The following is a 22198-nucleotide window of genomic DNA, read 5'->3' on the forward strand; positions in this document are numbered from 1 at the left end:
ACCACCAGCCACTTGACCACCGACCACCTGACCCGCAGCGACCTGACCACCGTGGGCAAGCAGCCTTTCCACGTGCTTGGCCAGCAGGTCGACCTCCAGGTTGACCAGATCACCCGGGCGGCGGCGGCCCAACGTGGTCAGGTCGAGGGTGGTGGGGATCAGCCCGACGGCGAACCGGTCGGGGCCCGCCTCCACGACCGTGAGACTGACACCGTCGACGGTGATCGAGCCCTTCTCCACCACGTAGCGCGCCAGGCGGGGGGGCAGCGTGAAGGTGACGGCCTCCCAGCGTTCGCCCGGCTCCCTGGTCAGCACCTCGGCGGTGCCGTCCACGTGCCCCTGCACGAGATGGCCGCCCAGCCGGCCGCCGAGCGCCATCGGGCGCTCCAGGTTGACCACGTCGCCCGGGGCGAGCGCGGCGAGGTTGGAGCGGTCCAGCGTCTCCGCCATCACGTCGGCGGTGAATCCCGCGTCGTCCAGCTCCACCACGGTCAGGCAGACGCCGTTGACCGCGATCGAGGAGCCGTGCGCGGCGTCCTCGACGACCGTGGTGGCGCGCAGCCGCAGCCGCGCCGAGTCGCCCAGCCGCTCGACGGCGACGACCTCGCCCAGCTCTTCGACGATTCCGGTGAACATCTACGACTCCTCGGTGCTGCGACGGACGGCGTGCGGCGCGGCGCGGCCACTCCCCCGCGCCGGGGACGAGGACCGCCGGCAGGGGCAACACCGGGAGGAGAACGCTGATTCCGCGCCGTTCCGGGGTCGCCGGACGGAGCTCGGAACGGCACGGCTGGGGCGCCGAGGGGGCGCGGATGAGAGGGCCACCGGGTCTCCTGCCTCGTCGGGCACGACTCCGGGGCGTCCTGAGGAAGCTCAGGACCGTCGGAACGACGTGAACACGCCACCGCACACCCGCACGCGCGGGCCACCCGCGAGGGCGACCCGACGACGAGGCGGGACGGCGCTTCCGCCGTGTCCGCCGCGCACTGCCTCCCATCCGGACTTTCACCGTCGGTCCAGGAATCCCACCTGGTCAACCGGCCGCTGGCTGCGGACGGGTCGCGGACTATAACCGCCGGTTCGGACTTTCACCGACCCCGGAGTGCGCTACGTCACTGGTACTCCTGACCAGTCTGCCACGCCGTTCCGCCGGCCACGCGGCGCTGTGGCCCGCCTCACACGCGAGCCCCGCACGGCGCCCCGGCGGGCGAGGCCGGTCATCGGGCGCGGGCCCTCCGCGGGCGGTGGCGCTCAGCGGTCGGTGGCGCTCAGCGGTCGGTGGCGAAGAGCTCGGCGCGGGCCGCGTCCAGGGCGGTGACCAGGGCACCGCCCAGCACCGGGTTGCCATCGACCGCGGTGGCCCGCACCTCGGTGTCGAGCGGCGACAGCTCGCGCAGCCGGGTGCCCACCCGCGCGGCCAGCACCCGGCCGCCGGCACGGCCCACCTCGCCGCCGAGCACCACGCAACCCGGGTCGAGGACCGCCGTCGCCGAGGCCGCGCCCAGCGCGACGCGGCCGGCCAGCTCGTCCAGGAAGGCGCCGGCCGACCCGTCCGGCCGGGCCGCCGCCCCGGCGACCAGCCGCTCGGCGGTCGCCCCCGCCGCGTCCTCGTCGCCCGACCCGTGCAGCCCGTGGCGCGCGGCCAGCGCGCGCACGGCCGCGCCCGAGACCAGGCTGTGCAGTCCGCCGTCGCAGTCCACGGCCGAGGGCAGCCGCCCGGTACCGGGCACCGGCAGGAACCCCAGCTCCCCCGCTCCCCCGGAGGCGCCCCGGCGCAACGCGCCGTCCAGCACCACGGCGGCCCCGACGCCGACGCCGAGCCACAGCAGCACGAAGGTGTCCCGGTCGCGGACGGAGCCGAGGCGGTGCTCCGCGATGCCCGCCAGGTTGACCTCGTTCTCCAGCAGCACCGGGGCGCCGACGGTCTCACGCAGCGCCGTCACCAGCTCCCGGTGCCAGGCGGGCAGCGCGTCGGAGACGCGCAGGGCGCCGGTGGCCGGGTCGGCGAGGCCGGGCGCGCCGAGGGCCACGGTGTGCAGTTCGGCGACGCCGGCCTCGGCGCCGGCCGCCCGCAGGGTGGCCAGCACGGCGGCGACCATGGGGTGCTGCCCCTCCCGGCGCCCGGTCGCGGCCACCAGCGGCACGGAACGGCTGGCGACGGTCGAGCCGGCGAGGTCGGCCAGCGCCAGGCTCACGCCCTCCACCCGCACGTCGAGCGCCGCGACATGGGCGCGGCCGGCGACCAGGCCGTAGACGCGCGCGTTGGGCCCCCGTCGCTCGGCGCCGGTCTCCCCCACGACGTCGACCAGCCCGCCACGTCCGAGGCGGCCGAGCAGCTCGGCGACGCTGGGGCGGGAGAGCCCGGTCAGCTCGCGCAGCCGGGCGGCGGTCAACGGCCCGTGCTCGGTGAGGAGTTCGAGCGCGATCCGGTCGTTGATCGCCCGGGCCGTCTGGGGGGTGGCGGTGCGCACGTTGCTCATGGTCGGGATTGTATTCACTTTCTATTAGGCAACCTTCCTGATACTTTCTGGGCGGTGCGCCGGCACCCACGCCCCCACTCCCCGCACCACGCCCCCTCCGCTCGCGGCCCCCCAGGGAAGTGTCACTCACATGCCTCAACCTCCCTCCCCCGACGTGCCGTTGAACGTCGACGCCACCCGCGTGCGCCGGGCCAGGATCGCCGTCGGCGTCGTCTTCCTGCTGCACGGCGCGGCGGCCGGCGGCTTCGTCACCCGCATCCCCTGGCTCCAGGACCGGCTCGACCTCAGCACCGCCACGCTGGGCCTGGCCCTGGCGTTCCCCGCGCTCGGCGCCTCGGTGGCGATGCCGCTGGCCAGCCGGGTGATCCACCGCCACGGCGCCCGCGCGGCGGTGCGCGGGCTGCTGGGGCTGTGGGTGCTGGCCTCGATGCTGCCGGTGATGGCGCCGAACCTGCCGACCCTGTGCGCGCTGCTCTTCCTCTTCGGCGCGACCTCCGGCATGGCGGACGTGGCGATGAACGCCCAGGGCGTGGAGGTGGAGGAACGTTACGGCCGCTCCATCATGTCCGGTCTGCACGGGCTGTGGAGCGTCGGCACGCTCAGCGGCTCGGCGCTGGGCGTGGGCGCGGTCGCGCTCGACCTGGACGCGCGGATCCATCTGCCGCTGGCCTCCGGCCTGTTGCTGCTGGCCGTGGTGCCGGCCTGCCGGTGGGTGATCGACGTGCGGCCGAGCGGCGACGAGGCCGCGCCGCCCCGGTTCGCGCTGCCGCCGCGCTCCGCGCTGCTGATCGGCGCGGTCGGCATCTGCGCGGTGCTGGCCGAGGGCGGCAGCATGGACTGGTCGGGCGTCTATCTGCGGGATCTGACCGGCGCCTCGGAGACGGTGGCCGCCGCCAGCTACACGGCGTTCTCCGCGACGATGGCGTTCGCCAGGCTGCTGGGGGACGCGGTGGTGCGCCGGATGGGACCGGTGCGCACGGTGCGCTGCGGCGGGGGGATCGCCACGCTGGGCGGGGTGCTGGTGGTGACGGCGACCGTTCCCGCGCAGGGCGTGGCGGGGTTCGCGCTGATCGGGGTGGGGATCGCGGTGGTGGTGCCGCTGGCGTTCGCCGCGGCGGGGCACAGCGGCCCGAACCCCAGCCGGGCCATCGCCGGCGTCGCCACCATCACCTACACGGCGAGCCTGATCGCGCCGACGCTGATCGGCGCGGTCGGCGAGCTGCTGTCGCTGCGCGCCTCGTTCGGGGTGGTCACGGTCGCCACCGCGCTGCTGGTGGCCGGCGCGGGCGTGCTGGGGCGCGGCGGGCGCTCGCACGCGCCGGTGGCCTCGGCGCCGGGCGTCGACCCGGCGGCGCTGCCGGCGCCGCGCCCCGAGGGCCGGCGGGAGTGAACCCCTCGCCCCTCGGGGTGCGTTCCCCGGCTCAGCCGAGCAGCTTCACGGCCTGGTAGTAGGTCCAGGCGGTGCCGTCGCACGCGGTGTGCTGGGCGCCGGAGTACCGGTCGCAGACCCGCAGCAGGTCCTGGTAGAAGGCGTTGTCCAGGCGCGCCTTGTTGGCGTCGAAGGTGCCCGCCGCCTTGTAGTTGCGGTAGCCGAAGTCATGCCGCGCACATGACAAGCTGAAGGGGAAGCCGAAGGGGTTGTCGGGCGAGGAGGAACACAGGTCGGTGCTCCAGTCGAAGCCGTAGGAGGCCCAGGAGCCCTGGTTGTTGCGGGCCGACAGCCAGGCGTTGTAGCTGCTGGCGCTGGTCTGCGTCCAGCTGCTCAGCACCTGCGGCTTGTCGGCCGGGGCGGCGGCGGCCGGCGAGGCCGCGACCGCGACCGCGCCCAGGCTGAGGGCGAGGGCGGAGAACAGGGTGGTGATCCGGTGACGCAGGCGCATGGGCGCATTCCTCCCAGTAACACGCGGCCCGCCCCTCGTTGGGCGGACCGGCACTTCGGGAGCAGAACCTATGCACCCCGACAGGAATGCTCAACCCCTATCTACGCGCGGGGAATTGACGGGTTGACCAACGGCGGGTCAACCCGTCGTGACGCGGCCGCGCCCCGGGAGCGCGCGGGAGGCTCAGGCGGGCCGCGCCAGCACCCAGGTGCGGTCCAGGGTGAGATAGCGCTCTATCGGCAGACCGGCCCCGCTCAGGGCCGCCTCGAAGCCGTCCTTGCTCCACCGGTAGGAGGGGAAGGTGTGACTCCACTCCGCGTCCGGGAACTCGTACTCCACCCGGAACTCGGTGAGTTCGTCGCTGATCCGGGTGGCGGCGGCGACCCGGATCAGCCCGTCGTCGCCGGTCCTCGCCTCCCTCGGCACCCGGGTGTGCCAGTTCTCGCCCTCCCGCTGGATCAACACCGCGCCGCCGTCGGCGACATACCTCCGGCAGGTGCGCAGCATCCCCGCGCGCACCTCCGGGTCGCCGTTGTGGATCAGGAACGAGGCGAGCAGCACGACGTCGAACCGCTCCTCGCCCAGCTCCAGTTCCTCGATGGCCCCGCACACCGTGCGCGCCCCCCGCACGTGCTCCAGCATCTCGGGGGACTCGTCCACGGCCGTCACCGCGAAGCCGCGCTCGACCAGCGCGTGGGTCACCCGGCCGACACCGCAGCCCAGTTCGAGAATGCTCGCGCCGGCGGGAACGGCGCGCTCGATGATGTTGGGCTCGCGCCCCACCGGCAGCCGCAGCCACCGCTCCACCGCGCAGCCGTCCGGGGTGATGGGCCCCGGACCCGTTCCGCTGTATCCCTCACGGGTGCGTCCACTCATGCCATCATCAGATCACGGTCCGTGCGGTCAGCGAGACCCTTTCCGCCATCCGACGCCCCGCGCCGGGAACGGGCCCGAGCCGCCCCGCGCTTCCGGCGCCGCCACGGTGGATCGGGTACTCACTCCCGCGGTTCCGTCCGGTCCGCCGGGCTTCTGCTCGAAACCGGTTCGGCCGCGCGGTTCCGCGGGGAGGGGATGTCGGTGCCCGTCGCGACGCCGTCCTGGTGGCGTGGTCATCCGTCGAGGAAACGCAGGAGTTCGGCGGTGACGAACTGAGGGGTCTCCTGGACGAGCCAGTGCCCGGCGTTCGGCACGTCCACCGCCCGCACGATGTTGGTCACGCGCGGGGCGACCGTGCCCCGGATCGCTTCGAGTTGCCCCTGGGCGGCCATGAGCAGGGTCGGCACACCCACCGGTGCCGCCGCCACTGTGTCGCGGAGGTCGAGGTAGCCGAGTGGTGCGGTGTCGTCGGGGAACTGGCTGGCGTACTGGAACGCCACCGCGGCGCCGAGGTCGTGCCCGACGACACGGGCGTCGCGCATACGGACGCCGTCGACGTCGGCGCACTCGTGTCGGAAGGTGTCCCGGAACCGGGGATCGTCCCGGGTGGCGGCGGCGTGGGCGGGGACATCGCCGCCGGCCGCCGGCGTGGACGGGGAGGCGGGCGTGGAACAGGCCGCGGTGGCGACGGCGAGCAGGAGGGTGAGCATCACGGTCGCCGCCGTGCGCGCGAGGCGGAGGGAGCGGCGTGGCAACGGCCGTGGTTCTGTGATCACGTGTTCCCGTCCTGGAGAGGGTGGGTCAGCGGCCGGTCGTGCCGTCGATCAGCTCGCGGAGGATGTCGGCGTGGCCCGCGTGCCGGCCGGTCTCCTCTATCAGGTGGGTGAGTGCCCAGCGGAGGCTGGGAGCGGGGCGGCCCGGCCGGGTTCGCGGAACCGGCGCGCCGGGATCGGCGCACCCGTCGAGAACGTCGTTCGCGCGCCTGACCGCCTCTCGGTAACAGGCGACGACATCGGCCACGCTGTCCCCCGGCGCGGGACGGAACGTCGCCCGCCAGTCGGTGACCTCCTCCCCGAGGAACGTCGACCGCTCGACGTATGTCAGGTGGTTGAGCAGGCCGAGCAGGTTCGTGCCCGACGGCACCGCGGCTGTGCGCACCCGCGGCTCGGGGGCGCCGTCGACCTTCGCGGCGATCGAGGCCCTGAGGTAGTCGAGAAAGCCGCGCAGGACCTCGATCTCGCTGCTTCCGGTCCGGGGCGGCGGGGTGTCGCCACGGCCGTCGCGGCGTGCGGTGCGGCGTGTGGTGCTGGGCAACGGTGGTCGCCTTCCTTCGTCGGGGGCCCGCCGCCGTGTCAGGCGGTGCGGCGGACGAGGAGGACGTGGTCGGTGACCTGCCACCCCTGGCCGGCGAGCCACAGCGTGTCGCCGCCGTCGCCGCATCCGAGATCCAACGCGTCACCGGGCGGCGGGCCCGTCACCGTCTCGGCGAGGCGAGCGTTCGGCTGCGGGTCGCCGGCCGCCGGTCGGGCCGCGTGGACGCCGTCCCAGAAGGCGACCGCATCGGCGGTGCTCCTATCGGTGGTGCTCATCGGGGCTCCTCGTGTCGGAACGCGCTCAGTCTCGCCTGGAGCGGCGCGAACCGGCACGCGATCTTGCGGTAATGGCAAGATGGCCCCATGGACCCCAGGACGGACGAGGACGTGCTCGACGCGGTGGGGCCGCGGCTGCGCGCGTTGCGCCGTGACCGCGGCATCACCCTCGCCGACCTCGCGGCGACGACCGGCGTGTCGGAGAGCACCCTGTCCCGGCTGGAGAGCGGGCAGCGCCGGGCGAGCCTGGAACTGTTGCTGCCGCTGGCCCGCATCTATGACGTTCCGTTGGACGATCTCGTCGGTGCCCCGCGCAGTGGCGACCCCCGGGTCCACCTCAAGCCGATCAGGCGGTTCGGGATGACGTTCGTGCCCCTGTCCCGGCGACCGGGCGGTGTGCACGCGTTCAAGATGATCATCCCCGCCCAGCCGGCACCGCTCGAACCGACCCCGCAGACCCACGAGGGCTTCGAATGGCTCTACGTGCTCAGCGGACGCCTGCGGCTCGTGACCGGCGAACGCGACCTGACACTGCCGCCCGGTGAGGCGGCCGAGTTCGACACGTCCCTGCCGCACTGGCTGGGCAGCGCCGACGGCGGCGTGGTCGAGCTGCTCATCCTGTTCGGCCTGCAGGGAGTACGCGCGCATGTGCGCACCGACCCTCATCGGTCGTCCCGGGCCGGGAGCCGGCGGTGAACTCAGCGGGGGGTTCCGTGTCCCCGTCAGCGGCGAACCTCCCCGAGCCGAGCCGCGGTTGCTCGGCGTCGTTCTTCCGAGACCTACCAGGGCCGGGTCGTCCGCGGACGCTTCCCGCCCGCCGACCCCGGCCCGGACGCCGACCGGTGGGACGATCCGGCCGGCGGTTTCTCCACGACCCGCGCCCTCACTGCCAACTGGCGTGCAGCGGCTTGCCCTCCGCGTATCCGGCGGCGCTCTGCACCCCGACCACGGCCCGTTCGCCGAACTCCGCGAGATCGCCCGCGCCCGCGTAGGTGAACGAGGACCGCACGCCGGCCACGATCGAGTCGATCAGGTCCTCCACGCCCGGCCTGGCCGGGTCGAGGAACATCCGCGAGGTGGAGATCCCCTCCTCGAAGAGCGCCTTGCGCGCCCGGTCGAACGCCGACTGCTCCGCGGTCCTGCTGCGCACCGCGCGCGCCGACGCCATGCCGAAGCTCTCCTTGTACAGACGGCCGTCGGCGGACTGCTGGAGGTCGCCCGGCGACTCGTGGGTGCCGGCGAACCAGGAGCCGACCATCACGTTGGACGCCCCGGCGGCCAGCGCCATCGCCACGTCCCTGGGGTGGCGCACCCCGCCGTCGGCCCACACGTGCCCGCCCAGGCGCGCCGCCTCGGTGGCGCACTCCAGCACGGCGGAGAACTGCGGGCGGCCCACCCCGGTCATCATCCGCGTGGTGCACATCGCGCCGGGGCCGACGCCCACCTTGACGATGTCGGCGCCCGCCTGGAGCAGGTCGCGGGTGCCCTCGGCGGAGACCACGTTCCCCGCGACCACGGGCACCGAGGGGTTCAGCGCCCGCACGGCGCGCAGCGCCGCGATCATGGACTCCTGGTGGCCGTGGGCGGTGTCCACGACCAGCGTGTCGACCCCGGCCGCCAGCAGCGCCTCGGCGCGGGCCGCCACGTCGCCGTTGATCCCCACGGCGGCGGCGATCCGCAGCCGGCCCCCGGCGTCGACGGCCGGCTGGTAGAGGGTGGCGCGCAGCGCGCCCTTGCGGCTGAGGATGCCGACCAGCCGCCCGTCGGGGCCGACGGCGGGCGCGATCTTGCGGTGCGCGTTGTCCAGGGTGGTGAACGCCTCCTGCGGGTCGAGGTCGGCGGCCAGCACCAGCAGGTCGCGCGACATCACCTCGCCGACCTGCGAGAAACGGTCCACGCCGGTCAGGTCGGCCTCGGTGACGATGCCCACCGGACGCTCGTTCGAGACCACCACGCCCGCGTTGTGCGCCCGCTTGGGCAGCAGCGCCAGGGCGTCCGCCACGGTCTGGGTCGGGGCGAGCGTGATCGGGGTGTCCAGCACCAGGTGGCGCTTCTTCACCCAGGCGATCACGTCGGTGACCACGTCCAGCGGGATGTCCTGCGGGATCACGACCAGCCCCCCGCGCCGCGCGACGGTCTCGGCCATCCGGCGGCCGGCCACCGCCGTCATGTTCGCCACGACCAGGGGGATGGTCGTCCCCGAGCCGTCCGGCGAGGAGAGGTCGACGGCCATCCGGGAGCCCACCGAGGAACGGTTGGGGACCATGAACACGTCGTCGTAGGTCAGATCATGCGACGGTCGGGCGTCGTTGAGGAACTTCATGCGCGCGCTCTCACCTGCTGGGAATCGTTTGTCGGGTGGGAGGCTGCGGCTCCTGTGTCATTATCACCCAATCGTTCTCACTTCACGCGCCCCCACGCACGAGGGACGCGCCCCCGAGGGGAGCGCGCGACGCGCCGGACACCACCCGGCGTGCGTTCTTCCGCCGGGTGATCTCCTCCGCTCGCCCGCCCGGGGCCCGGATACGGCTGCCACGATGGCGTCGGCAGGGCCGCCGAGGGCGGCGCGGGGCGAGGGCAGGGGGCCGGATGGCCGGAGGAACGAGGCTGGGACGCCGGATCAGCTTCGGCATCAAGACGACGCCGGCGCACACGGACTACGCCGAGGTGCTGCGCGTCTGGCGGGAGGCCGACCGGATCGACCGGATCGAGCACGCGTGGCTGTGGGACCATCTGCCGCCGCTCTTCGGGCCGCCCGCCGGGCCCACGCTGGAGGGCTGGACGACGCTCGCGGCGCTGGCCGCCGCCACCGAGCGGATCGGCCTCGGGCTGCTGGTCTCCAACAACCGGCTCCGCCCGCCGGCCCTGCTGGCCAAGATGGCGGCGACGGTGGAGGCCGTCTCCGACGGCCGGCTCACCGTCGGCCTCGGCATGGGCCCCACGGCCCCCGCCGCCGGCCGCCCGCCCGCATCGGGCCCGGCGGCGCGGGCGCTCGCCGGCTACCGCGCGCTCGGCATCGAGCCGCCGAGCCCCGGCGTCGGCCTGGCCCGGCTCGCCGAGAGCTGCCAGGTGCTCCGCGCGCTCTGGGAGAACGCCTCCCCCACCGACTTCGCCGGCCGCCACTACCGCCTCGCCGGCGCCCGCGCCGCGCCCCGCCCGGCCCGGCGGCTGCCGCTGCTGATCGGCGGCGCGGGCGACGGGCTGCTGCGGGTCGCCGCCGAGCACGCCGACCTGTGGAACATCTCGGGCCCCCCGCACAGCGACGTGGAGCGGATCAGGGAACGCGCGGACAAGCTCGACGCCGCCTGCGCCGAAGTCGGCCGCGACCCCAGGGAGATCACCCGCTCGGTGCAGACCCACGTCTCGTACACGGACCCGGCCGCCACCCGCGCCACCGTCGAGGCCCTGCTGACCACCGGCGCCACCCACCTCGTGCTGAGCCTCCCGGCGCCCTTCCCGCCGAACGTGGCGCACTGGGTCACCGAGCAGATCATCGAGCCGGTGCTGGCGGGGGCGGCGCGTTAGCCACCGCCCGTCGGAGACCTCAGCGGTCGGGGTCGGCGCGGTCCAGGGCCGGGCAGGCCGGGGCCGGGGTGGAGAGCAGCAGGTCGGCGGCGGCCGCGTCGGTGACCAGGCTGGTCACCAGACCGGAGCGCAGTACGGCGTCGATCGCGCCCGCCTTGCGGCGACCGCCGGCGATCGCCACCACCTCGGGGACCCTCCGCAGCCGCTCCGGCTCGACGGTGATGCAGCGCTCGCCCAGATCCCGGCCGATGCGTCGGCCGTCGGACGAGAAGAGGTGCGCCGACATCTCGGCCGCGACGCCCAGCGAGGCGTAGTGGTCGCGCTCCTCCTTGCCCAGCATGTCGTGGACGGTGGAGATCCCGGCCTCCCAGGTACCGATGGAGACGGCGGCGATGGTGACCTTGTCGAAGTAGTCGAAGGCGGCGGCGATCCCCGGCTGGGCGCGCAGCGCCGCGGCGGTGCCGGCGTCCGAGAGCAGCATGGGGGCGTAGATGGGGTGCGCCTCGCCGCCGGAGACGTCGGCCGCCCTGCGGACCGCCTCGACCGAGCCGCGCTCGGCGCCCGCGTCGTAGACGCCGGTCAGCTGCACGACCGTGCACGGCGCCAGCTCGCGCAGCGCCGCCGCCATGTGGATGGTGGAGCGTCCCCACGCCAGGCCGAGCACGTCGCCCTCGGCGACCAGCTCCTCCAGCAACTCCGCTGCCACCTCGCCCAGATGCTCCGGGTCGGGAGTGTCGTCCGGCGCCTCGGTCGGCGACTCGGCGACCACGACGTGCCGCAGCCCGAAGTGGGCGCGCAGCGCGTCGGAGCGCTCCGCGTCCAGCTCGGACGGCACCCGGATCTCGATCCGGACCAGCTCCTGCTCGACGGCCGACTCCAGCACGCGGGCGACCTTGAACCGGCTGACGCCGAACTCGTCCGCGATCTGGATCTTGGACTTGCCCTCAAGGTAGAAGCGCCGCGCCATCGCCGCCGCCTGCATCAGCTCGGCGGGCCCCATCCTCGTGGCGGACCTTCCGGTCGGCACCGCACTCACCTCACTGTTCGTCGGACCCTGTGTCCCCGGTCACGTTCCGCGTTCATCCTCGCAGAAGAAAAGCGGCCCCGTTCACCGGCCTTGGGCGCCGTCCCGGCCGGCCGCCGCGCGTTCGGCGGCGGCGCGCAGGCCGCGCACGGCGGCGGCCGGGTCGTCCGCGCCGTAGACGGCGGAGCCGGCGACGAAGACGTCGGCTCCGGCCTCGGCGCAGCGCTCGATGGTCTCGGCCGAGACCCCGCCGTCCACCTGGAGCCACATCGGCAGCCCGTGACGCTCGATCAACGCCCGGGTGCGGCGGATCTTGGGCAGCATGATGTCGAGGAACGCCTGACCGCCGAAGCCCGGTTCGACCGTCATCACCAGCAGCATGTCCAGCTCGGGCAGCAGGTCCTCGAACGGCTCGACCGGCGTGGCCGGCTTGAGCGCCATCGAGGCACGGGCGCCCAGCGCGCGGATCTCCCTGGCCAGCCGCACGGGCGCCGCGGCGGCCTCGGCGTGGAAGGTGACCGACCCCGCGCCCGCGTCGACGAAGGCCGGCGCCCAGCGGTCCGGGTCCTCGATCATCAGGTGGCAGTCCAGCGGGATGCCGGTCGCCTTCCGCAGCGACTGGACCACGGGCACGCCCAGCGTCAGGTTGGGCACGAAGTGGTTGTCCATCACGTCGACATGGAGCCAGTCCGCGCCCTCGACGGCGTTCGCCTCGTCGGCGAGGCGGGCGAAGTCGGCGGACAGGATGCTGGGGTTGATCTGGGCCATGCCCCCAGTATTCAGCATCGGCCGGCCCGTGCCGGGCCGCGTCACCCCACCCTGCGCAGCAGCGCCAGATACATCGCGTCGGTGCCGTGGCGGTGCGGCCACAGCTGCACGTCGGGCCCGTCGCCCAGCTCGGGGACGCCGGGCAGCAGCGGACGGGCGTCGACGCGTTCGACCGCGATGTCGGTCAGCCCCTTGAGCACGTCGGCGACGACCAGCCGGGTCTCGCTGAGATGCGGGGAGCAGGTGGCGTAGCCGAGCACGCCGCCGGGGCGCAGCGCGGCGAGCCCGGCGCGCAGCAGGTCGCGCTGCTGGCCGGTGAGCCGGTCCAGGTCCTCCGGGCGGCGGCGCCAGCGGGCCTCGGGGCGGCGGCGCAGGGCGCCCAGGCCCGTGCAGGGCACGTCGAGCAGCACGCGGTCGAACGTGCCGGGCCGCCAGGCGGGGCGGGCGGCGTCGGCGACCAGCACCTGGTGCGGGCCCGGGTTGCCGGCCAGGGCGCGGGAGACCAGCCGGGCGCGGTGCGGCTGGATCTCGCTGGCGACCAGGGCGGCGCCGCGTTCGGCGGCGAGCGCGGCCAGCAGGGCGGCCTTGCCGCCGGGGCCCGCGCAGCCGTCGAGCCAACGGCGGTCGGGTCCCTCGGCGAGCGGCGCGTTGGCCAGGGCGAGGGCGACCAGTTGGCTGCCCTCGTCCTGGACTCCGGCGCGGCCCTCGACGACGGCGGGCACGGCGCCCGGCTCGCCGCCCTCGGCCAGCAGCACGGCCTGCGGCGACCAGCGTCCCGGCTCGGCGCCCTGGCCTTCCAGCAGCTCCCCCGGGGTGCTGCGGCCGGGGCGCGCGGCGAGCGTGACGCGGGGGCGCTCGTTGTCCGCGACCAGCAGGCGCTCGACCTCCTCGCGCTCCCCGCCCAGCGCGTCCCACAGGGCGCCGACCACCCAGCGCGGATGGGCGTGGCGCAGGCCGAGGTGGCCCTCGGGGTCGCGCGCGTAGGGGGGCGCCAGCAGCGCGATCCAGCCGTCCAGGTCGCGGGCGGTCACGCGGCGCAGCACGGCGTTGACGAACTTGGCGCGGCCGTCGCCCACCACGCAGCGGGCGAGCTCGACCGTCGCGCTCACCGCGGCGTGGGGGGGGACGCGGGTGGCCAGCAACTGGTGGGCGCCGAGCGAGAGCACGTCCAGGACAGGGGGGTCGACCTCGCGCAGCGGCCGGTCCACGCACTCGGCGAGGACCGCGTCATAGGTGCCCTGGTGGCGCAGGGTGCCGTAGACCAGCTCGGTGACGAAGGCGGCGTCCCGGTCGTCCAGGGTGCCGTCCCGCTTGGCGCGGGCGAGCAGCGGCGGGAGCGCCAGGTTGGCGTAGGCGTCGCGCTCGTCCACCGCGCGCAGCGCCTCGAAGGCGAGGATGCGCGCGGGGTCCCGCTGGGGGCGGCGATAGGGCTTGGACGGGCGGCGCTGCCGACTGCTCACGGAACGTTGACTCCGACGGTGTGCGGGGAACGGGCTTGCGGGGGCCGTCCGCACGGGTGGCGGGCGGCCGTTCGTCCAGGGTACGGGGGCGCGGGCCGGTCAGCCGCCGAGCCGTTCGCCCTCGGCGACGCGCACCCCGCGCGCCCAGTCGGCGGCCGGCATGGGCCGCTTGCCCTGCGGCTGGACCCAGGCCAGCTCGACGGGGTGGGACCCGGTGCCGACCCGCACGGTGCGCTTGTCGGCGCGCAACTCGCCCGGCTCCAGGGCGGGTTGGTCGGGCAGCTGGCTGACCTGGCGCAGCTTGATCCGCTCGCCCCGGAACGTGCTCCACGCCCCCGGCGCCGGGGTGCACGCGCGCACCACCCGGTCGACGCGGACGGCGGGGGCCGCCCAGTCGACCTCGGCGTCGGCGACGGTCAGCTTCGGCGCGTGGCTGACGCCCTCGGCGGGCTGCGGGCGGGGGACGAGCGTGCCGTCCTCGATGCCGTCCATGGTGGCGGCCAGCAGTCCCGAGCCGGCCAGCGCGAGCCGGGTCAGCAGGTCGCCGCTGGTGTCCAGGGGGCGGACCTCCTCGGTGACCACGCCGTAGACCGGCCCGGAGTCCAGGCCCTCCTCGATCTGGAAGGTGCTGGCGCCGGTCATCTGGTCGCCGGCGAGCAGCGCGTGCTGCACGGGCGCGGCGCCGCGCCAGGCGGGCAGCAGCGAGAAGTGCAGGTTGACCCAGCCGCGGGCGGGCACGTCGAGCGCGGCCCTGGGCAGCAGGGCGCCGTAGGCGACCACCGGGCAGCAGTCGGGGGCGATCTCGGCCAGCCTGGCCAGGAACGCGGGCTCCTTGGGACGGCGGGGGCGCAGGATCTCGATCCCGGCCTCGGCAGCCCGGTCGGCGATCGGGCTGGCGACCAGCCGCCTGCCGCGGCCGGCGGGCGCGTCGGGACGGGTGACCACGGCGACGACCTCGTGCCGGTCGGACGCCAGCAGGGCGTCCAGCGCGGGAACGGCGACCTCGGGGGTGCCTGCGAAGACCAGCCTCATTCTGCGCTCCTCAGCGGTGGTGCGAGCCTCATCGTGCGTGGGTGACCTCTCGGCGGGATCGTCAACGGGACCCCGGCGAACGGGGTGAGCGCCCGCAGAGTCTACGTTCCACGACGAGGTGGTGCGTCCGGGGGCACCGGGGGGCGCAGGGCCGGTGGCCGTGCGCTCCGCCGTGTTGACGATGCGCGGCGAGGGCGTGACCCCGGCGCCCGGTGACGCGTTGGGCAAGAGAGTCGGTCAATGGATGTTGACCGTCGGCGGGGCCGCCACGCCCTGTCCCTTCCTTTCCGCCGGTTCGAGAGGCTTGTTCATGGCCGACCACGCCACCCCTGACGCTCAGGCGCGGGCCAGCCTGCATCTGCTGGTACGCGATATCGAGCGGGTTCGCCGCCAGGTGGACGCCCTGCGTACGCTCACCGCGCAGCTGGGCAACGTCTACCGACCACGCCGCACCGGCCCCTCGGCCGGTTTCGTGGTCTACGGCCGCGCGCCCGCACCCACCGTGCGGCTGGCGCAGGAGCTGCGTGACAGCGTGGAGGCGCTGGTCACGGCGGCGGTCGACTTCGACCGTTCGCTGGGCTTCTCCTGGGACGCGGTGGGCTCGGCGCTGGGGGTCACCAAGCAGGCGGTGCACCGGCGTTACGGCGCGCGGCGGCCGGTGCCGCCGGCCGGGGGGCGGGAGGCACCGGTCGGCGCGGTGAGCGCCCCGGCGGTCCCGGCGGCGCGCCGCGCCCAGCCGACGCCGACGGCCGCCGCCCAGGCGTCGGGGGCCGAGACGCACAGCCTTCCCGGCCAGCGCGGCGGCTGACCGCCCGCGGCGCTTCCCCCGGGGGCGGGCGGAGCCGCGAGGCCCCGCGAAGCGCCCCCTCGGCCCCGGTCCACCGCCGCCCCCGGCTGACCGCCCACCGGCACGTGACCGGTGGGCGGTCAGCCGATGTCGTCGGGGTCCATCCGCACCCATGCCGAGGGCCCCTCGCGGTGGGTGAGCCGCTGGGCCCGCGCGGTCTTCAGCGCGGCGGCCAGCGCGCCCCCGTCGTCCGGGGGGACGCGGACCAGCACCCGGTCCCACTGCTCGCCGGCCGGCGGCTCCCCCGCCCTGCGGGGACGCCCGGCCGGAGGAACCGGCAGGGGCACCGGCCCCAACACCTCAGCCGCGGGCGGCAGTTCGGCCACGGACAGCAGCCCGGCCACCGCGTCGGGCGGCCCCGTGACCGCCGCCATCCGGGAGACCGGCGGGAAGCCGAGCGCCTCCCGGTCGGCCAGCTCACGCAGCGCGTGCCCCGCCGGGTCCCAGCGGACCAGCGACTGCACGGGCCGCAGCGTCGGCTCCGCCAGGGCCACCGCGACGCCGCCGGCCTCCCGCCCCCTGGCCAGCGCCGCCGCGTTGAGCCAGCGGCGCAGCGCCTCCTCGCCGGCCCGCAGGTCCGGACGGCCCAGCAGCGCCCAGCCGTCGAGCAGCAGCACGGCCGCGTATCCCGGACCCTCCGCGACCGGCTCGGCGCCCGGGGTGCTGACGACCAACGCCGGCTCGTCCGGGACGGTGGCCAGCACATGGTCCCGGCCCGAGGTGCGCACCGGGACGCCGGGGAAGGCGCGGCCCAGCTCCTCCGCGGTGCGCCGGGCGCCGATCACCACGGCCCGCAGCCGCCGCCCGCCGCACTCCGCGCAGCTCCACTCCGCGTGAACCGTGCCGCACCAGCCGCAGCGCAGCTCCTCCCCCCGGCCGACCGACACCAACGGCCCCCGGCAGCCCGCGCAGCGCGCCGGCTCGCGGCAGCGGGCGCAGGCCAGCCGGGGCGCGTACCCGCGACGCGGCACCTGGACCAGCACCGGCCCGCCGGCCAGCCCGTCCCGCAGCACCCGCCAGGCCAGCGTCGGCAGCCGGGCGACGCGCGCGCCCTCGTCCCGCTCCTCGTCCTCCTCCGCGACGGTGCGCAGCAGGGGAGCCGCCGCCCGGAGGGTCTCCCGCGCGGGAGCCAACGGCCTCGCCCAGCCGCCCCGCACCAGCCGCGCCGCCTCGGCCGAGTGCGCGTGGCCGCCCAGCAGCATCCCCGCCTCCTGCTGTGCGGCGCGCAGCAACAACACGTCGCGGGCGTGCGGTTGGGGCGCGTGGACATCGCGGTGCGCCGGGTCGCCGTCGTCCCAGAGGGCGACGAGCCCCAACGAGCGGACGGGCGCGAACATCGCGGCCCGGGTGCCGACGACGCAGCGCACCGCCCCCCGGTGGAGGGTGAGCCAGCGCCGGTACCGCGCCTCGGGACCGGAGTCGGCGGTCAGCAGCACATGGTGCCCGGGGCCGAGCAGCGCGGTGAGCGCCGCGTCGACCCGGGCGGCGGCCCGGCCGTCCGGCAGCACCGCCAGCGCCCCGCGCCCGGAGGCGAGCGCGGCGGCCAGCGCCGTCGCCAGCTCCGCCGGCCACCCGGGGCCCGGCAGCGCGCTCCACACGGCGCGGGGCGCGCGCCCCTCGGCGAGCGCCGTCAGAAAGGCCGCGCCATGCGGGTAACGCGCCCATCCGCCGGGCGCGGGCACCGCGGGCGGCGGGGGCGGGTCGGGCGTCGCGGCGCGTTCGGCCCTGGCCATCCGGGGCGGGATCGCCAGCCGCACCACGTCGGCCAACGCCCCGGCGCAGCGGTCGGCGACGGCGCGGCAGAGCGCCAACAGCTCGGGGGTGAGCACCGGTTCCGGCGAGAGCACCTGCGCCAACGGGGCCAGCACCCCCGTGAAGTCGCTGTCGGCACGGCGCTCCACCACATACCCGTTGACCAGACCGCCGCCCTCGCGTCGGCCCTCGCGCTGCCCCGCGCCGAACCGGACGCGGACCCTGACCCCCGGCCGCGCGTCGGCGTCCAGCGCGGCGGGCACCGCGTAGTCGAAGCAGCGGTCGAGGTGGATCAGCCCCTTGTCGACCAGGACGCGGGCGACCGGCAGCCGCTCGGCGAGCGGCGCGTTCCGCCAGGTCCTGGGCCTGGCGCGGGGCAGCGCGCGCTCCCGGACGGCGGCCCTGATCAACGCGAGCTGCTCGGGCCCCTCCTCGGGGTGCGACTTCTCCGGACCGTCCTCCGGACGCGACGAAGCGCCGGCCTCACTCATCCGGCCAGTACATCAGACGGCTCGGACAGGGAGACCGGCGCTTCGCGGGCGAACGGCCCGCAGGCCCCTCGCTCAGAGCCCGGCGGCGGCGCGCAGCGCGTCCACGCGGTCGGTGCGCTCCCAGGTGAAGTCGGCCAGTTCACGGCCGAAGTGGCCGTAGGCGGCGGTCTGGGCGTAGATCGGCCGCATCAGGTCCAGGTCGCGGATGATCGCGGCCGGACGCAGGTCGAAGACCTCCGTGATGGCCTGCTCGATCCGCTCAGCCGGGACGGAGGCCGTGCCGAAGGTCTCGACGAACAGGCCGACCGGCTCCGCCTTGCCGATGGCGTAGGCGACCTGCACCTCGCAGCGGGTGGCCAGACCGGCGGCGACCACGTTCTTGGCGACCCAGCGCATGGCGTAGGCGGCGGAACGGTCCACCTTCGACGGGTCCTTGCCGGAGAAGGCGCCGCCGCCGTGGCGGGCCATGCCGCCGTAGGTGTCGATGATGATCTTGCGTCCGGTCAGCCCGGCGTCGCCCATCGGGCCGCCGATCTCGAACCGGCCGGTCGGGTTGACCAGCAGCCGGTAGTTCTCCGTGTCGAGCTTGATGCCGTCGGTCAGCAGCGCCTTGAGCTCGGGCTCGACCACGAACTCCTGGATGTCGGGCGCCAGCAGCGAGTCGAGGTCGATGTCGGAGGCGTGCTGGCTGGAGACGACCACGGTGTCCAGCCGGACCGCCTTGTCACCGTCGTACTCGATGGTGACCTGGGTCTTCCCGTCGGGGCGCAGGTAGGGAATGGTGCCGTTCCTGCGGACCTCCGAGAGGCGGCCGGAGAGGCGGTGCGCCAGCCGGATCGGGAGCGGCATCAGCTCGGGGGTCTCGTCGCAGGCGTACCCGAACATCAGGCCCTGGTCACCGGCGCCCTGCTTCTCCAGGTCGTCCTCGGTGCCGCCGACGCGCGACTCGTAGGCGTCGTCGACGCCCTGCGCGATGTCGGGTGACTGGGCGCCGATGGACACCGAGACACCGCAGGAGGCACCGTCGAAGCCCTTCTTCGACGAGTCGTAGCCGATCTCCAGGATCTTGTTCCGCACCAGGGTGGCGATGTCGGCGTAGGCCTTGGTGGTGACCTCGCCCGCGACATGGACCAGTCCGGTGGTGATCATGGTCTCGACGGCGACCCGGGAGGCCGGGTCCTCGGTGAGAAGGGCGTCCAGAATGGTGTCGCTGATCTGGTCGGCGATCTTGTCCGGGTGGCCCTCGGTCACGGACTCTGAGGTGAACAGACGACGGGACACAACGCTCCCTGGGGTTGCAGCGGCTGCTGACTATGCTTCCGAGCCCGGTGGGACCGGGATCGGCATCGCACAGTGTATCCGCAGAGGGCCCTCCGGGCAGAGTGATCCACGAAGGGATTCCGGCGCGCATCCCGGGCGTGCCCGCCGGCGGACACGCCGGCGGGCGCCGGGGGGCACGCCCCCGGCCGGCGTTCAGCGCGTCGCCAGGCGGCGCAGCACGGCGTCCCAGAGCAGATCGGCGAGGGCTTCCTTGGGCCCGAGCGGAACGGGGGTCTCGCCGCCGTCCGCGTCCAGGATGACCGCCTCGTTCTCGTCGGTGCCGAAGGCGAGCCCGCCGCCGACCTCGTTGACCACCAGCAGGTCGCAGCCCTTGCGGGCGAGCTTGGCGCGCCCGCCGGCCAGCACGTTCTCCGTCTCGGCGGCGAAGCCGACGACCACCTGCCCGGGGCGGCGCTCGGCGGACAGCTCGGCCAGGATGTCGGGGTTGCGCACCAGCGCGATCGGGTCCGGCTCGACGCCGTCGCGCTTCTTGATCTTCTGCTCGACGGTCCTGGCCGGCCGGAAGTCCGCGACGGCGGCGGCCATCACCAGCACGTCGGCCTCGGCGGCCTCCCGGCGCATCGCGGCGCGCAACTCCCCGGCGCTGCCCACGCGTTCCACCCGGACGCCCGCGGGCTCCGGCAGCGCGGTGTTCGCGGCGACCAGGGTGACCTCGGCGCCCCTGGCCTGTGCGGTGCGGGCCAGGGCGTAGCCCTGCTTGCCCGAGGAGTGGTTGCCCAGATACCGCACCGGGTCCAGCGGCTCCCTGGTGCCGCCGGCGCTGATCACCACGCGACGGCCGGCCAGGTCGGGGGCCCCGGCGGCGGTCCCCCGCGCCAGCACCCGGCGGGCCACCTCGAAGAGCGCGGCCGGGTCGGGCAGCCGGCCCTTGCCGGTGTCGGCGCCGGTCAGCCGGCCGACGGCCGGCTCGACGACCAGGGCGCCGCGCTCCCGCAGGGTGGCGACGTTGTCGACGGTCGCCGGGTGCTCCCACATCTCGGTGTGCATGGCGGGGGCGAACACGACGGGGGCGCGGGTGGTCAGCAGCACGTTGGTCAGCAGGTCGTCGGCGCGCCCGGTGGCCGCCCTGGCCAGCAGGTCGGCGGTGGCGGGCGCGATCACCACGAGATCGGCCTCGCGGCCGATCCGCACGTGCGGCACCTCGGCCACGTCGTCCCAGACCTCGGTGTGGACGGGACGCCCGGAGAGCGCCGCCCAGGTGGGGGCGCCGACGAAACGCAGCGCGGAGGCGGTGGGCACCACCCGGACCGCGTGTCCCGACTCGGTGAACAGGCGCAGCAGCTCACACGCCTTGTACGCGGCGATGCCGCCGCCCACGCCCAGTACGACCTCGGGCCGACCCATGGCCTGTCCCCTTTCCTGAGTGTCCCGGAGAGCCCCGGCAAGCCCGCGCCTGCGCACGGGCGGGCCACGCGCACGGATCCCCGCGCCCCCGGAGCTCCGGGGGCGCGGGGATCCGTGCGCGTCACGCGTGGGCGGACCCGAAGAAGATCGCCCGGACAGGGCCTAGTCGGTGGCGCCCTCGATGGCCTCGGAGGTGAGCAGACCGGCGTTGATCTCGCGGAGCGAGATGGACAGCGGCTTCTCGTGGACGTGGGTGTCCACCAGCGGACCGACGTACTCCAGCAGGCCCTCGCCCAGCTGTGAGTAGTACGCGTTGATCTGGCGGGCGCGCTTGGCCGCGTAGATCACCAGGCTGTACTTGGAGTCGGTCGCCTCAAGCAGCTCGTCGATCGGCGGGTTGATGATGCCCTCGGGCGTGGTGATGGAAGAGGACACGCTCTGCCTTCCGGTGGGTTTCGGGGGACCTCGGCCGCTGGACGGCGCGGCCCCCGGGATCAGCGAATCAAGGCTAGCAGCTCGGCGGAGACCTCCTCGACGGAGGTGTTGACAAGCGTCACGTCGAACTCCGTCTCGGCCGCCAGCTCGGTCCTGGCGACGGCCAGCCGGCGCTCGACGACCTCGGGCGCCTCGGTGCCCCGGCCGGTGAGCCGGCGGACCAGCTCCTCCCAGCTGGGCGGGGCGAGGAAGACCAGCCGGGCGTCCGGCATGGACTCCCTGACGAGTCTGGCGCCCTGGAGGTCGATCTCCAGGAGCACCGGCTCCCCGGCCTCCAGCCGCTCGACGACGGGGAGGCGCGGCGTGCCGTAGCGGTTCCCCGCGAACTCGGCCCACTCCAGCAGCTCGCCGTTGGCGACCAGCTTGTCGAACTCCTCGTCGCCGACGAAGTAGTAGTGGGTGCCGTGCCGCTCCCCGGGCCGCGGATGGCGGGTGGTGGCGGAGACGGACAGCCACACCTCCGGGTGAGCCTTGCGCATGTGAGCGACGACCGTGCTCTTGCCGACCCCCGAGGGGCCGGAGAGCACGGTCAGTCGCGAACGATCGGTCATACCGACGATTATCCCGCTTCCCGCGCCGCTGAGGAAAATCCCGTCACCGGGCGCGGAGCGATCCGCGGGGGCGGGAGGACCGGGCGCGTCGTCGGGATCCTCGTGGGTCGGCGCGCGACCTCACCGGCCACACGGCCGGGCGGCCCCCCGCGACGACACGGTGCGTCCCCGAACCCGCCGGGCCCGGAGGAACCGGATCGCGGCCCCGGGCGCGGTACCGGGGCGGAGGGCCCCCCGGACGACGTCCGGGGGAACCACGAGGAACCGGAGGACGCGCGACCTACGCGCTGCCGAACTCGCGCTCCAGGGACGCGATCTGGTTGGAGCCGAGCCCGCGGACCCGGCGGCTCTCGGAGATGCCGAGCCGCTCCATGATCTGGCGGGCGCGGACCTTGCCGACGCCGGGCATCGACTCAAGAAGGGCGCTCACCTTCATCTTGCCGATCACGTCGTTCTCCTGGCCCTGCTTGATGACCTCTTGCAGGGAGGCGCCGGAGTGCTTGAGCCGATTCTTGACCTCGGCGCGCTCCCGGCGAGCCGCGGCGGCCTTCTCAAGCGCGGCTGCGCGCTGTTCAGGGGTAAGGGGCGGAAGAGCCACGCCTACGTCACCTCGGGTGTCGAACTGGTCGGATACGGAACGGTGAGGAACCTAGTGGCCCTTCACCAGCGGAGCAACGAGCAACGCGCTCGGCTGCTCCGCTCTCGACGGAGACTAGCGGCCGGGACGGCAATAAGTCAGGGAG

General features: G+C 74.9%; 20 protein-coding genes, 2 pseudogenes and 1 riboswitch. Of the genes and pseudogenes, 4 read left to right on the forward strand and 18 right to left on the reverse strand.

Going from position 1 to position 22198, the window contains the following annotated elements; translation table 11 throughout:
* Positions 1–30 precede the first annotated feature (30 nt).
* Positions 31–636: pseudogene (locus CRP51_RS05905) on the reverse strand (riboflavin synthase); the annotation flags it as partial.
* A gap of 343 nt (positions 637–979) precedes the next feature.
* A riboswitch (FMN riboswitch) is annotated at positions 980–1110 on the reverse strand.
* A 158-nt stretch (positions 1111–1268) separates the two neighbouring features.
* A complete protein-coding gene (locus CRP51_RS05910; protein WP_097229950.1) occupies positions 1269–2480 on the reverse strand; it encodes an ROK family protein in 1212 nt (403 codons plus the stop codon).
* A gap of 130 nt (positions 2481–2610) precedes the next feature.
* Between CRP51_RS05910 and CRP51_RS05915 the strand changes: the two genes are divergently transcribed.
* Positions 2611–3870: an MFS transporter gene (locus CRP51_RS05915; protein WP_097229951.1), complete on the forward strand. Its 1260-nt coding sequence runs from the start codon at positions 2611–2613 to the stop codon at positions 3868–3870.
* Positions 3871–3901: 31 nt separating this feature from the next.
* Here the strand turns inward: CRP51_RS05915 and CRP51_RS05920 are convergent, their stop codons facing one another.
* The 5 genes and pseudogenes from CRP51_RS05920 to CRP51_RS05940 all read right to left on the reverse strand — a co-directional run.
* Positions 3902–4360, reverse strand: a complete 459-nt coding sequence (locus CRP51_RS05920) for a phospholipase (protein WP_170970447.1) — start codon at positions 4358–4360, stop codon at positions 3902–3904.
* 183 nt (positions 4361–4543) lie between these two features.
* Positions 4544–5236, reverse strand: a complete 693-nt coding sequence (locus CRP51_RS05925) for a class I SAM-dependent methyltransferase (protein ID WP_097229952.1) — start codon at positions 5234–5236, stop codon at positions 4544–4546.
* 233 nt (positions 5237–5469) lie between these two features.
* A complete protein-coding gene (locus CRP51_RS05930; protein ID WP_097229953.1) occupies positions 5470–6012 on the reverse strand; it encodes an alpha/beta fold hydrolase in 543 nt (180 codons plus the stop codon).
* Positions 6013–6037: 25 nt separating this feature from the next.
* Positions 6038–6550, reverse strand: coding sequence for a DinB family protein (locus CRP51_RS05935; RefSeq protein ID WP_245880401.1), 513 nt, complete (start codon positions 6548–6550; stop codon positions 6038–6040).
* Between the two features lie 71 nt (positions 6551–6621).
* Positions 6622–6825: pseudogene (locus tag CRP51_RS05940) on the reverse strand (SAM-dependent methyltransferase); the annotation flags it as partial.
* An 87-nt stretch (positions 6826–6912) separates the two neighbouring features.
* Between CRP51_RS05940 and CRP51_RS05945 the strand changes: the two are divergent.
* Positions 6913–7521 (forward strand): helix-turn-helix domain-containing protein, encoded by a 609-nt coding sequence (locus CRP51_RS05945; RefSeq protein ID WP_097229955.1) that lies wholly within the window; start codon positions 6913–6915, stop codon positions 7519–7521.
* Between the two features lie 187 nt (positions 7522–7708).
* On the opposite strand, the gene CRP51_RS05950 is transcribed toward CRP51_RS05945, so the two are convergent.
* Complete coding sequence (locus CRP51_RS05950; RefSeq protein ID WP_097229956.1) at positions 7709–9148, reverse strand: GuaB1 family IMP dehydrogenase-related protein; 1440 nt, start codon at positions 9146–9148, stop codon at positions 7709–7711.
* A gap of 266 nt (positions 9149–9414) precedes the next feature.
* Between CRP51_RS05950 and CRP51_RS05955 the strand changes: the two genes are divergently transcribed.
* On the forward strand, positions 9415–10350 hold the full coding sequence (locus CRP51_RS05955; protein ID WP_097229957.1) for an LLM class flavin-dependent oxidoreductase: 936 nt from the start codon (positions 9415–9417) through the stop codon (positions 10348–10350).
* A gap of 19 nt (positions 10351–10369) precedes the next feature.
* Here CRP51_RS05955 and CRP51_RS05960 read toward each other — a convergent pair whose 3' ends face one another.
* The 4 genes from CRP51_RS05960 to fmt all read right to left on the reverse strand — a co-directional run bounded on the left by CRP51_RS05960 (position 10370) and on the right by fmt (position 14634).
* The gene (locus CRP51_RS05960; protein ID WP_097229958.1) at positions 10370–11350 is read right to left on the reverse strand and encodes a sugar-binding transcriptional regulator; all 981 of its coding nucleotides are present in this window, start codon (positions 11348–11350) and stop codon (positions 10370–10372) included.
* A 108-nt stretch (positions 11351–11458) separates the two neighbouring features.
* Positions 11459–12142, reverse strand: coding sequence for a ribulose-phosphate 3-epimerase (gene rpe, locus CRP51_RS05965; protein WP_097229959.1), 684 nt, complete (start codon positions 12140–12142; stop codon positions 11459–11461).
* A gap of 41 nt (positions 12143–12183) precedes the next feature.
* Entirely contained in the window at positions 12184–13602 is a 1419-nt protein-coding gene (locus CRP51_RS05970; RefSeq protein ID WP_097229960.1) for an RsmB/NOP family class I SAM-dependent RNA methyltransferase, read from the reverse strand.
* Between the two features lie 99 nt (positions 13603–13701).
* Positions 13702–14634 (reverse strand): methionyl-tRNA formyltransferase, encoded by a 933-nt coding sequence (gene fmt / locus CRP51_RS05975; protein WP_097229961.1) that lies wholly within the window; start codon positions 14632–14634, stop codon positions 13702–13704.
* 310 nt (positions 14635–14944) lie between these two features.
* On the opposite strand from fmt, the gene CRP51_RS05980 reads away from it, so the two are divergent.
* Entirely contained in the window at positions 14945–15442 is a 498-nt protein-coding gene (locus CRP51_RS05980) for a hypothetical protein (RefSeq protein WP_097229962.1), read from the forward strand.
* Positions 15443–15561: 119 nt separating this feature from the next.
* On the opposite strand, the gene CRP51_RS05985 is transcribed toward CRP51_RS05980, so the two are convergent.
* The 6 genes from CRP51_RS05985 to CRP51_RS06010 form a co-directional block, all read right to left on the reverse strand.
* The gene (locus CRP51_RS05985; RefSeq protein ID WP_097229963.1) at positions 15562–17724 is read right to left on the reverse strand and encodes a primosomal protein N'; all 2163 of its coding nucleotides are present in this window, start codon (positions 17722–17724) and stop codon (positions 15562–15564) included.
* Positions 17725–17796: 72 nt separating this feature from the next.
* The gene (gene metK, locus CRP51_RS05990; protein ID WP_097229964.1) at positions 17797–19005 is read right to left on the reverse strand and encodes a methionine adenosyltransferase; all 1209 of its coding nucleotides are present in this window, start codon (positions 19003–19005) and stop codon (positions 17797–17799) included.
* A gap of 192 nt (positions 19006–19197) precedes the next feature.
* Complete coding sequence (coaBC, locus tag CRP51_RS05995; protein WP_097229965.1) at positions 19198–20409, reverse strand: bifunctional phosphopantothenoylcysteine decarboxylase/phosphopantothenate--cysteine ligase CoaBC; 1212 nt, start codon at positions 20407–20409, stop codon at positions 19198–19200.
* A 162-nt stretch (positions 20410–20571) separates the two neighbouring features.
* Positions 20572–20844: a DNA-directed RNA polymerase subunit omega gene (rpoZ, locus tag CRP51_RS06000; protein ID WP_097229966.1), complete on the reverse strand. Its 273-nt coding sequence runs from the start codon at positions 20842–20844 to the stop codon at positions 20572–20574.
* Between the two features lie 59 nt (positions 20845–20903).
* On the reverse strand, positions 20904–21455 hold the full coding sequence (gene gmk / locus CRP51_RS06005; RefSeq protein ID WP_097229967.1) for a guanylate kinase: 552 nt from the start codon (positions 21453–21455) through the stop codon (positions 20904–20906).
* A gap of 280 nt (positions 21456–21735) precedes the next feature.
* Positions 21736–22053, reverse strand: a complete 318-nt coding sequence (locus CRP51_RS06010) for an integration host factor (RefSeq protein ID WP_097229968.1) — start codon at positions 22051–22053, stop codon at positions 21736–21738.
* Positions 22054–22198: the final 145 nt, after the last annotated feature.

Origin of the sequence: Streptomyces zhaozhouensis (assembly GCF_900230195.1) — a bacterium.
GTDB lineage: Bacteria > Actinomycetota > Actinomycetes > Streptomycetales > Streptomycetaceae > Streptomyces > Streptomyces zhaozhouensis.